This window comes from Streptomyces sp. NPDC057638 (assembly GCF_042800315.1).
Classification (GTDB): domain Bacteria; phylum Actinomycetota; class Actinomycetes; order Streptomycetales; family Streptomycetaceae; genus Streptomyces.
Genome location: NZ_JBHVHF010000262.1, coordinates 1 through 11,663, shown reverse-complemented (window position 1 = coordinate 11,663; position 11,663 = coordinate 1). Strand labels below are relative to the sequence as shown.

General features: G+C 73.6%; 5 protein-coding genes. 2 read left to right on the top strand and 3 right to left on the bottom strand.

Annotated elements, in window-relative coordinates:
• Positions 1-18: 18 nt before the first annotated feature.
• The 3 genes from ACFVIM_RS27115 to ACFVIM_RS27105 all read right to left on the bottom strand — a co-directional run bounded on the left by ACFVIM_RS27115 (position 19) and on the right by ACFVIM_RS27105 (position 6,581).
• Positions 19-1,623 carry an alpha/beta hydrolase gene (locus tag ACFVIM_RS27115; protein WP_384306399.1) on the bottom strand — a complete coding sequence of 535 codons (1,605 nt, stop codon included), beginning with the start codon at positions 1,621-1,623 and terminating at the stop codon, positions 19-21.
• 224 nt (positions 1,624-1,847) lie between these two features.
• On the bottom strand, positions 1,848-3,425 hold the full coding sequence (locus ACFVIM_RS27110) for an alpha/beta hydrolase (protein WP_384306397.1): 1,578 nt from the start codon (positions 3,423-3,425) through the stop codon (positions 1,848-1,850).
• Between the two features lie 399 nt (positions 3,426-3,824).
• Entirely contained in the window at positions 3,825-6,581 is a 2,757-nt protein-coding gene (locus ACFVIM_RS27105; RefSeq protein ID WP_384306394.1) for a lysylphosphatidylglycerol synthase domain-containing protein, read from the bottom strand.
• 439 nt (positions 6,582-7,020) lie between these two features.
• On the opposite strand from ACFVIM_RS27105, the gene ACFVIM_RS27100 reads away from it, so the two are divergent.
• Both ACFVIM_RS27100 and ACFVIM_RS27095 read left to right on the top strand, forming a co-directional pair.
• Complete coding sequence (locus ACFVIM_RS27100; protein ID WP_384306392.1) at positions 7,021-7,365, top strand: MGMT family protein; 345 nt, start codon at positions 7,021-7,023, stop codon at positions 7,363-7,365.
• Between the two features lie 245 nt (positions 7,366-7,610).
• Positions 7,611-11,300: a UvrD-helicase domain-containing protein gene (locus ACFVIM_RS27095; protein ID WP_384306390.1), complete on the top strand. Its 3,690-nt coding sequence runs from the start codon at positions 7,611-7,613 to the stop codon at positions 11,298-11,300.
• Positions 11,301-11,663: the final 363 nt, after the last annotated feature.

Sequence of the window (11,663 nt, the reverse complement as noted above, 5' to 3'; positions counted from 1 at the left end):
GCGCGGGGCGGCCCGGGCTCAGGCCGTGCAGGTCTTCCCGTTCGGCGGGACCTTCCCGTCCAGCAGATAGCCGTCCACGAGCTTGGTCACGCAGGTCGCCGTCCCATACGCGCCGTGCCCCTCGCCCTTGTTGGTGATCAGCACACCCACGCCGGACCCCAGCTCGTCCGCCATCCGCTTGGCGCCCTCGTACGGCGTCGCCGAGTCACCAGTGGTGCCGATGACCAGGATCGGGGCGGCGCCCTTCGCCGACACCTCCGGTGTCTCACGGTCCCCGGCCACCGGCCAGTTGGCGCACCAGCCCGCCAGGTCCCACGCGAGATAGGGGCCGAAGACCGGCGACACCGCCGTGAAGTCCGCCAGATGGCGCGACCTGACCTCGGCGGGCGTCACCCGGCCCTTGGTGTCGGCGCACGATATCGCGCGCTGGGAGTGGTCCCGTGTGGTGTACGAGCCGTTCGCGTCCCGGCCGTTGTACGAGTCGGCGAGTGCCAGGAGCTGGCTGCCGTCGCCCTTCTCGGCCGCCTCCAGCGCCGCCGTCAGATAGGGCCACTGATCCTTGGAGTACAGCGGCACCACGATGCCGGTGAGGGCCAGGGTCTGGGTCAGCTTGCGCTCCGAGTCGGTCCGCAGCGGCGCGCGGTCCAGCCGCTTCAGCAGGGCGGCGACGTCGGCGGTGCCCTTCGCGGCGTCGATGTCACGGTCCGTGAAGTAGTTCTCCAGCGCCCGCTGGAAACCGATCGTCTGGTTGCGGGCGTGGCCCACGTAGTCCGCGCTCGGGTCGACGACCGCGTCCAGTACCAGCCGTCCCACCCGGGACGGGAAGAGATGGGCGTACACCGCGCCCAGCTCCGTGCCGTAGGAGAAGCCGAGGTAGTGGAGCTTGGCGTCGCCGAGGACCTGGCGCATCAGATCCATGTCCCGGGCGGCGTTGGGGGTGCCGACCTGGGAGAGCACCCGGCCCGAACGCTGGGCGCAGCCCGCGCCGAAGGCGGTGGCGTCCTTCATGAACGCCGCCTCCTCGGCGGGCGTGTCCGGAGTGTTGTCCAGCGCCAGCGAGGCCTCGGTCTGCGCGCTGTCGCGGCAGACCACGGCCGAGCTCTCCGCGACCCCGCGCGGATCAAAGCTGACCAGGTCATAGCGGTCGCGCAGGGTCTCGTAGCCCTTGGCCGCCACCGGAAGGTTGGCCACTCCGGATCCGCCGGGCCCGCCGAAGTTGAACAGCAGCGAGCCGATCCGGCGGACCGGGTTCTTGGCCTGCGCGCGGACCAGGGCGATGCCGATCGTCTCGCCGGAGGGCTTGGCGTAGTCCAGCGGGGCGGTGAGCGTGGCGCACTGCCACTGCTTGCCCGGGCGCTCCGCCGCCGCGCCCCAGGCCTTGACCGGGGCCTCGCAGCGCTTCCAGGCCAGCTTCTGGCCGGTGAGGGAGGCGGGCAGGGCGAGGCCGGCGCCGTCCGCTGACGCCGGGCCGGTGGTGGCCCGGTCCGTGGCGCCGGTGCTCCGGCTCGCCGTGCCGTCCCTGTTGTTCTTGTATTCCTCGTCCGACGAGCCGCCGCAGCCCGCGGCCGTCGCGGCCAGCAGGAGTGCCGCGGTCAGGGCCCCCACCCTCATCCGCATGGTCATGCCTGTCCCCCCATGGATCGCACGATGTCCCGCCATCCTAAGCGCCCCCACCGACAACGCCCCGACCGCACCAACACCCCCTCTGTCACCACCTCTCCCCTGCGCGGCACCCCTCCGTCACCAACTGTCCCTGCCGCACTGACACCCCCTCTGACACCACCTGCCCCGGCCGCCGGGCGCGCGACGCGGCCCCGACGCGGGAGGACCGGGTCACGGGCGGTGGCTCAGCGGCAGACCGTGCCCGGCTTCGGCACCGTCCCCTGGAGCAGATAGGCGTCGACCAGGCGCTTCACACACGTACCGCTTCCGTTGTACGCCCCGTGCCCCTGCCCCTCGTAGGTCACCTCCACCCCCACGCCCGGCCCCAGCGCCTGCACCATCGACCGCGCTCCCTCGTACGGCGTCGCCGGGTCCCCGGTGTTCCCGATGACGAGGATCGGCGGTGCGCCGGGCGCGGAGACGTCGGGGTGGGTCCAGGTGCCCGGAACTGGCCACTCCGTGCAGCCGAGCAGGCCCCAGCCGAGGTAGTCGCCGAAGACGGGGGACGCCTCGCGGAACTGAGGGAGCCGTGCCTTGGTCTCGGCGACCGTGTAGCGCTCCTTGGCGTCGACGCAGTTGATCGCGGTGTTGGCGGCGCCCATGTTGCTGTAGTGGCCCACCTCGTTCCGCCCGTTCATCGCGTCGGAGAGGGCGAGCAGCAGCGCGCCGTCGCCACCGTCGGCCTCGTCGAGGCCCTGTTCGAGCAGTTCCCAGTAGTCCTGGGAGTAGAGCGCCTGGGCGATGCCGTTGGTGGCCTGGGTGGAGGTGAGCATCCGGTCGCCGATGCCGGGGATGGGCTTCTTGTCGAGCCGCTGGAGGAGGGCGATGATCCCCTCCTGGATCTCGGCGGGGGTGGTGCCGGGCAGGGCGCAGGCGTCGCCCTTGTCCACACAGGCCTGGGCGAAGTTGGTGAGCGCCAGCTGGAACCCCCTGGCCTGGCCGAGGGCGCCCTGCTCGCCGCTCTGGGACGGGTCGACGACGGCGTCGAAGACGGCGCGGCCGACGTGCGTGGGGAAGAGATGGGCGTAGACGCCGCCGAGTTCGGTTCCGTAGGAGATGCCGAAGTAGTACAGCTTGGGGTCGCCGAGGACCTGGCGCATCAGTTCCATGTCGCGTGCCGCGTTGAGGGTGCCGACATGGGGGAGTTCGGTGCCGGAGTTCTTGTCACAGGCGCGGGCGTAGGACCGCAGGCCGTCCACGTAGGTCTTCTCCTCGGCGGGGGTGTCGGGGGTGGCGTCCTGCGCGTAGTACACATCGAGCCTGCGGTCCGGCTCGCACTCCACGCCCACGCTGCGGCCGACTCCGCGCGGATCGAAGCTCACCAGGTCATAGCGGGTGCGCAGGGTCGTGTAATCGGACGCGGCGAGCGGCAGGGTGGCGACCCCGGAGCCGCCCGGTCCGCCGAAGTTGAAGATCAGGGAGCCGATGCGGCGGTCCGGCGCGGATGCCTTGGCGCGGATCAGGGCCAGCTCGATCGTCTCGCCGCCGGGCTTGGCGTAGTCGAGGGGCGCGTCCATGAAGGCGCACTCCCAGGGCGTTCCTCCGGGCAGTGGGGACGGCGCCATCCCGCCGCCCTCCGCCTCGGACGGCGCCGGGCAGCCGCGCCAGCTCAGCTTCTGCTGCGCCAGCTCCGCGAGTCGCGCGGCCCCCGTCGCCGTGCTCCGCGCGCCGCCCTCTCCTCCGTCCGAGCACCCCGCCACCCACACCAGGGCGAGGGACGCGGCGAGTGCTGCGGAACGTACCGCAGTGGCTGTGGTCGGCATGCGGCCATGGTGCGCCGGGGGTGCGCCGGGCGCTTCCGCGCATGGCCAGGCGGGTGACAAGGGATCGCGACGGCGGCGGGGGGCCGTCCGGGTGACGCCGAGGGCCGACCCGTACGCGTCGTCCCGTCACGGCACCCGGTTGACGCCCACGACTCCGGGGGACGGGACGCGCGTGCCGCTTCCGGGACGCGGATCCATGGCCCGCTCCGACGCGGGATCCGCGGTACGCCGGGATCCTCGCGCGCCTCCCTGGTCACGCGTACGACGACCACGCGGGTGCCACATCACCCCTCGTACGACACCACGCGGGCCTTCGCGCGACACGCGGGCGGATCGTACGCGTATCGTCCGAAGGCCCGCGCCAGGAGTCTGCCCGCGCCCCGCCGCCGGAGCCTGGCGCTAGAGCTGTCCCTTACGGGTGAGGTAGTTGAACGCGAACCAGCCCGGCAGTACCGGCAGCCACAGGGTCAGCATCCGGTACATCAGCACGGCGGTCAGGGCGACGTCCTTGGGCACGCCCGCCACGGTGAGACCGATGGTCAGCGTGCCCTCCACGGCGCCGACACCACCGGGTGTCGGCGCGGCCGACCCCAGGGCGTTGCCCGCGAGGAAGACCACGGCGATGGTGGCGTAGCTCAGCGGCTGCGAGCCGTCGCCGAAGGCGCGGATCGAGGCGTCCAGACACATGACGAACGTGCCGGTCAGCAGCAGCATCCCGCCGATGCCGGTGAGCAGCTTCATGGGCCGCTGGAGCACGTCCAGCATGCGGGGCACGACCCCGGCGAACAGCGACCGCAGCCGGGTGGAGACGAACTTCCGCAGGAACGGGATGGCCGTCACCACCAGCAGGAGCACCGCCACGGTCAGCAGGCCCGCGATCACCGTGCGGGAGGGCGTGAGCGAGGCCGTCTTCTCGGTTCCGGTGAGGTAGCCGAAGGAGAGGAGCAGGATGATGTGGACGCCGAGGCCGAACAGCTGGGAGGCGCCCACACTCGCCACCGCGAGCCCCGGGCGGATGCCCGAGCGCTGGAGGAAACGCGTGTTGAGCGCGACACCGCCGACGGCGGCCGGGGTCACGATCTTCACGAAGGACCCGGCGACCTGCGCGAGCACCGTGCGGGGGAACGGCATCCGTTCGGGTACGAACCCGAGCAGGCTCATCGCCGCGGCCACATAGCTCAGCGCGGAGAAGGCGGCGGCCGCCGCCACCCAGCCCCAGTGCGCCTCCTCGATGACGCTGCCGAAATCGGTGCCCGCGAAGAGCGAGAGCAGGAAGTACGCGGCGACGGCACCGGCGATCAGGCTCAGGAGCGTCCGGGGGCGGATGCGCTCCAGCCGGACCGGCTCCACCGGTGCCTGGGGCCGGATCAGCAGCACCTGGCGGCGGATCTGGGAGAGCAGGTCTTCCTCGCGCACCTCCTCCATGGCCTCGTCTATGGCGCGCTTGTCCGCCTGCTTCTCGGCCCGTTCGCTGCGGCGGACGGCCTTGCGACCGGTGCTCCCCGCGTGCGCGGCCTCCTGACGCGCGCGCTTGGCGGCGGCGGACGCCTCCAGGACCGCTTCGCGTTCCCTGTGGGCACGTTCCCGGGCGAGTCGCCGTAGTGTCGCGCGCGTGGAGCGGGTCAGCGCGATCGGCTGGAGGAGCGGCAGACAGTCGGCGACGGTGTCGGGCCCGAGGACCTCCACGGCCGTGGCGACCGCGCGCTCGGCGCCGACGCGCAGCCCCATGGTGGTGAGGAGTTGCGCGATGTCCATGCGCAGCACCACGTCACCCGCGGCGATCTCACCGCCGCGCAGATCGGTGAGGATCACCTTTCCGGACTGATCGACGAGCAGCGCGTCACCATTGAGCCTGCGATGGGCGATCCGGCGTGACTGGAGCGCCTTCACCTGGCGCCACGCGCCCCGCAGGACGTCGTCGGTGATCTCCTCGTCGGTCATCGCGTCGAGCGAACGCCCTCCGAGGTGCTCATAGACGAGCATCACGGCGTCGGGTCCCAGCTCGGACGTGGCGATCAGCTTGGGCGCGTTGGCCCCGGCCGCGATGGCCGCGTACGCCAGGAGCGCCTCCTGCTCCAGTGCCTGGCGCAGCGACTGGAGGGAGCGCCGGGTCGTGATCGAGCGCAGGGTGATGCGCCGCCAGGCGCGGTAGAAGAAGCCGTGCGCCTGTTGCTCGCGGTCGACGACGGTCACGTCGAGCGGCGGGCCGTCCTCCAGGGTGACCAGATAGCGGCGCCCCCGGTCGCCCTGTTCGGCCGGTCCGCGCTTCTCGTCCTCGGTGGCGCCCTCGGCGTGGAAGGGGGCCGTGCCGGGCACGTCCTCCGCGCGTACGGCGTTGACCGGTCGGAAACCGACATGGCGCAGACCCGCCATCAGGGTCTGTCCGGTGGGCCGTACGTTGGGCGAGCCGACCGCGTACAGCGTTCCGTACGCGACGGTCCAGCCCAGCAGCACGGTCAGGATGATCGAGAACGGGGTGGTGTACCCGGCGACCAGCATCGCGAAGGCGTCGAGCAGCAGCACCACCCACAGCGCCACGCGCCACCGGGGTCTGCGTGCCATCCCGACCGCCGTCATATAGGCGATGACCGGCGCCAGATAGCCGTGGACGGGATCGGTGAGGCCCCCGTTGGTCTGGGTCTGGGTGAGCGCGTCCTGGAGGGTGTCCGGCGCGCCCTTGGCGACCCACAGATCGGTGGCGAGCGTGACGCCGTGGGCGAGTACGGCGGCGAGGACGCCGTCCGCGATGCGCAACCCGTCACGTTTGATCAGCCGCTCGATCGCGAAGGCGACCGGTACCAGGAGGACGGCGATCGAGGAGACCAGCCCGGCGATCTTGACCAGGAGGTCGGGTGCCTGGCCGGTGCCCTTGCTGATGTCGTGTTCGAGACCGGTCGTGGTGCCCTGCGCGAAGGCGGCGACCGCGAGGACGACGGCGATGGCGAGGATGCCGGTGAGCAGGCGGAGCAGATCGGAGGGCCGGTGGACACGGGCGGCGAGCAGCGGCTCGTCGCCCGAGACGCCGTCGAGATCGGCGACGTCCGGCAGCGAGTCGTCGCCCTCGGCGTGGCCGGGCCGGCCGGAGGAGTCGCCGGGCCGGTCAGGGTCGCCGGAGCGCCGTGCGCCGTCCGGTGGGTCCGGGGTCTGCTTGGTCAAGGAGGTGGTCTTGTCTGTCGTGGGCGGAACGTGTGCGTCCGGATACGTCCGGGGTGCGGGTGTGCCCGTCGCCTTGCCAGGCCGCACGCCCCGCTCCTTCGCCGTCTCGGTCTCTTCTTGATCTCGTATCACCAGTCACCGCCCGGATGATGGTGGCACGACCGGACGACAGAGCGGGGCATCAGGGGGGTTTGCGGGGGTGTGAGCTGAGTCAAATACCCGCCTATTTCTGTTTTTCTCCCATTTTGACGCTGGTCACTTATCGGGAGCTGTCTCACAGGAACGCGCCACCCTCCGTCCGGATAGCGCCCCCGGCCCGGAGCGGCCGACGCCGGTCCCGTCCGGGACGCCCCCGGGCACGGCCGCACCGGGCATCCGACCGCCGGAGGAGCCCGGGTTGTCCACAGGCCCCCGCGTCCTGTCGGCGGGGTGCGGCAGGATGGGTGGGATGCAGGAGCTGCCGGAGTATGTGGAGCGCGTGCTCGACGTGGTCGAGCTGATCCCGCCTGGCCGGGTGATGACGTACGGCGATATCGCCGAGTGGCTCGGTGAGGGCGGCCCGCGCCAGGTCGGCCGTGTCATGGCGCTGTACGGGGGAGGGGTGCCGTGGTGGCGTGTCGTGCGCGCCGACGGCACGCTGCTGCCCGGCCATGAGCCCCGGGCCCTCACCCGGTACCGCACCGAGGGCACTCCGCTGCGGGAGGCGTCGGCCCGGGCCGAGGGGCACGTACCGCGCGTCGATATGAGGCGGGCGCGGTGGGACGGCGGAGGCGCCCCACGCTGACCGTCCCGAGCCCCCGGCGACGCCCCGGCGTCCGTACGGCTCCGCGTACGGTGTGCGGAGCGGCCGCCTCCGCCCACCGGGCGGGCCCTGGCGTCCCACGGCCCCCAGCCCCCGGCGCCCCCCTACACCCAGCGCGGAGCCATCGCGCGCCGCGGAGTCGGCGCGCACCGCCCGGACGGCGTCGTCCGCGCACGGCGCCGAGCCCACCCTCAGCACCCGTTCACCCACCAGGACCGGCGATCCACGTGAGTTCCTCCTTCACCCTCGGGCATCCCCCGCACCAGCGACAGGCGCGGCGGCGGACCCCGGACGCGTACCGGTTGGTCCGTACGCCACCGGGTTCCCTGGACCCCCCTGTGCTGGACGCGACGCAGCGCGCGGTGGTTGACCACGCCCACGGCCCCCTGCTCGTGCTCGCGGGCCCCGGCACCGGCAAGACCACCACCCTCGTGGAGGCGGTCGCGGCCCGGGTCGCCCAGGGCGCCGACCCCGAGCGCATCCTGGTGCTCACCTTCAGCCGCAAGGCCGCCGTCGAACTGCGCGACCGGATGGCGCTGCGGCTGGGCGGCGCCCACGGCCCGCGCGCCACCACGTTCCACTCCTTCTGTTACGCGCTGGTCCGCGCCCACCAGGACGCCGACCTGTTCGCCGAGCCGCTGCGGCTGCTCTCCGGCCCGGAGCAGGATGTCGCCCTCCGCGAGCTGCTCAGCGGCCAGATCGGGCTGGAGGCCGACGGGCTGGCCCGCAACCAGTGGCCCGACGAACTGCGCGCCTGCCTGACCACCCGGGGCTTCGCCGACGAGGTGCGCGCCGTGCTGGCCCGCACCCGGGAGCTGGGTCTCGGCCCCGCCGCGCTGGCCCGCTTCGCCGCCGCGACCGGCCGCCCCGACTGGCGGGCCGCGGCCTCCTTCCTCGCCGAGTACCTCGACGTCCTCGATATGCAGGGCGTCCTCGACTACGCGGAGCTGGTGCACCGCGCGGTGCTGCTGGCCGAGCGGTCCCCGTCGCCGCTGGACTTCCCCTACGACGCCGTCTTCGTCGACGAGTACCAGGACACCGACCCGTCCCAGGTCCGGCTGTTGCGGGCGCTGGCGGGCGGCGGGCGGACCCTGGTCGCCTTCGGCGACCCCGACCAGTCGATCTACGCCTTCCGGGGCGCCGACGTCAACGGCATCCTCGACTTCCCAGGGACCTTCCCGCGCCGCGACGGCACCCCGGCCGCCGTGGCCGTCCTGACCACCTCCCGCCGCAGCGGCGCGGACCTGCTGGCCGCCACCCGGCTGCTGACCCGGCGGATGCCGCTGTCCCGCCTCCCCGCCGACCAGGCACGGGCCCACCGCGAGCTGACGGCGGTCCGCGAGGGCGGCCGGGTCGAGACGTACACCTTCCCCACCCCGTCGACCGAGACCGACAACATCGCCGACATCCTGCGCCGCGCCCATCTGGAGGACGGCGTGCCGTGGCGGGAGATGGCGGTCCTGGTCCGTGCGGGCGCCCGCAGCATCCCCTCCCTGCGCCGCGCCCTCACCTCGGCGGGCGTCCCCCTGGAGGTCGACGGCGCCGACATCCCCCTGCGCCATGAACCGTCCGTCGCCCCCCTCCTCACCGCCCTGCGCGCCGTGGCCACGGCGGCGGCGCACCGCGCGACCCTGGAGGCGTGTCCGACGGAGGACGTCTCCCTGGAGACGCGTACAGAGGATGCCGCCGGGCGGGTTCCCCGTCCCCGTGCGCACGCGGACCTGGCGGACGGCACCGAGGGCGACGACACCCTGGTGCGGCTGGATACGGCCCCTGGGGCGCGCGGCGACGGCTCGCGGTCCGCGTCCGTGGAGATGGCCGCGCCCGCGTACGAGGACGAGAACGGCTCCCCGGACGGCGGGCACGCGGGCCAGCACGATGACGACGGGACCGGGCACCACGGCACCGCTTCGGGCGAGGGGCCCGCGCGGGAGCCCCACCCCGCCCAGGGCACGGAGGGCACGGAGGGCACGGAGAACGCCGCCGATGGGTCCGACAGCGAGGGGTCCGACGCCGACGGGTCCGACGGCGCCACCGAGGTGTCCTGGCTCGACACCGAGACCGCGCTCACCCTCCTCACCTCGCCCCTGGGCGGGATGGACGCCGCGGACCTCCGCAAGCTGGGACGGGCGCTGCGCGACGAGGAGCGGGCGGCGGGACAGCGCGTTCCGCCCCCGTCCGACCTGCTGCTCGCCCGCGCGCTCGTCGAGCCGGAGCGCCTGGTCGCCCACGACCCCGCGTACGCCCGGGGCGCGCAGCGGCTCGGCGGCCTGCTGCGCACCGCCCGTGAACTGCTGGAACGCGGCGGCACCGCCGAAGAGGCGCTCTGGGAGCTGTGGCAGGGCACGTCCTGGCCAGCCAGGCTGGAGCGCGCCGCGCTGCGCGGCGGCGCGGCCGGACGCAACGCCGACCGCGACCTGGACGCCGTGTGCGCGCTCTTCGACACCGCGGCGCGGGCCGAGGAGCGCACCGGCGGCCGTGGCGCCCTCAACTTCATCGAGGAGATCGAGGCACAGGACATCGCCGCCGACACCCTGTCGGGACGTGAGGCCCGCCCCGACACCGTGCGGCTGATGACCGCGCACCGCTCCAAGGGCCTCGAATGGAGCCTCGTCGTCGTCGCCGGGGTCCAGGAAGGACTCTGGCCCGATCTGCGCCGCCGCGGCTCCCTCCTGGAGGCCGACCGCATCGGTCGCGACGGACTCGCCGAACCCCTCACCCCCGGCGCGCTCCTCGCCGAGGAGCGACGGCTGTTCTACGTGGCCGCGACCCGCGCCCGGGACCGGCTCGTGGTCACTGCCGTCAAGGCCCCTGCCGACGACGGCGACCAGCCCTCCCGCTTCCTCGCCGAGCTGGGCACCGAGCCCCGGGACGTCACCGGACGCCCCCGCCGCCCCCTCGCCGTCGCCGCGCTCGTCGCCGAGCTGCGTGCCACCACCGTCGACCCGGACGCCACTCCCGCGCTGCGCGACGCCGCCGCGCGGCGGCTGGCCCGGCTCGCCGCGCTGACGGACGACGAGGGGCTGCCCCTCGTCCCGGCGGCGCACCCCGATCGCTGGTGGGGCCTGTTCGAGCCCACCCGCAGTACGGTCCCGCTCCGGGACCGTGACCAGCCGGTCGCCCTCTCGGGCAGCGCGCTCGACCAGCTCGCCAACACCTGCGCGCTCCAGTGGTTCCTCGGCCGGGAGGTCAAGGCCGACGCCCCCGCCACGGCGGCGCAGGGCTTCGGCAACGTCATTCACGTCCTCGCCGACGAGGTCGCCTCCGGGCGGACCGCCGCCGACCTCGACGTCCTCATGGAGCGCCTGGACTCGGTCTGGGACGCGCTGGTCTTCGACGCCCCCTGGAAGTCGGCCCAGGAGAAGGACCACGCCCGTCTGGCGCTCGAACGTTTCCTCCGGTGGCACGTGATGGACCGGGGCGGGCGGACCGCCGAAGCCACCGAGCACGCCTTCGACGTCACCCTGGAGGCGGGTGCGTACGAGGTGCGGATCCGTGGCTCCATGGACCGGGTCGAGCGCGGTGCCGACGGTCGCGCCTATGTCGTCGACTTCAAGACCGGCCGTCAGGCCCCCACGGGCGCCGAGGTCGCCCACCACCCCCAGCTCGCCGTGTACCAGCTCGCCGTGCGTGAGGGTGCCCTCGACGCGGCCTTCGATGGCGAGCGTCCCGAGCCGGGCGGTGCCGAACTGGTGCATCTGCGGCGCGGCTCCGCCGCCAAGGAGGGCGGCGACGGTCTGCCGAAGGTGCAGTCGCAGGAACCGCTCGTGGGGGAGTGGGCGGGAGAACTGCTCGCGACGGCGGCGGGCCGCGTGCTGGACGAACGATTCTCCCCCGTCACCGGCCAGCACTGCGCGACCTGTTCCTTCCGCACCTCCTGCAGCGCCCGTCCCGAGGGCCGTCACATCGTGGAGTGAGCCACCACGGCCCGGCTTCGCGGCGATGCCGCCGGAGCGACGACCGCCGGCGGCACGGCGCCGACCGCGGCCCCGCCCCACCGGATCTTCGGCCGGACGGGCGTGCGCGGCCGTGACCGGCGGGTATTCCGGCGCCGAGGGTGGGCCCGGGCGTACGCGATGGGGCTGGGTCGTGTCCGCACAGTAGCGCCGTCCGCCCGGAGGGAGGGGGCTGCGGCGTCCGGTGCTGGGGGCACCCCGGGCCGAAGGCTCAGGGGGAGATCGCAAGGCGGTGGGGGTACCCCCGGCGAAGCCAGGGGGCGGTTTCCCTCGTACGGGACGTACTCGGGAAAGCCCGACAACGCTGGGGGTGCCCCCGGGCTC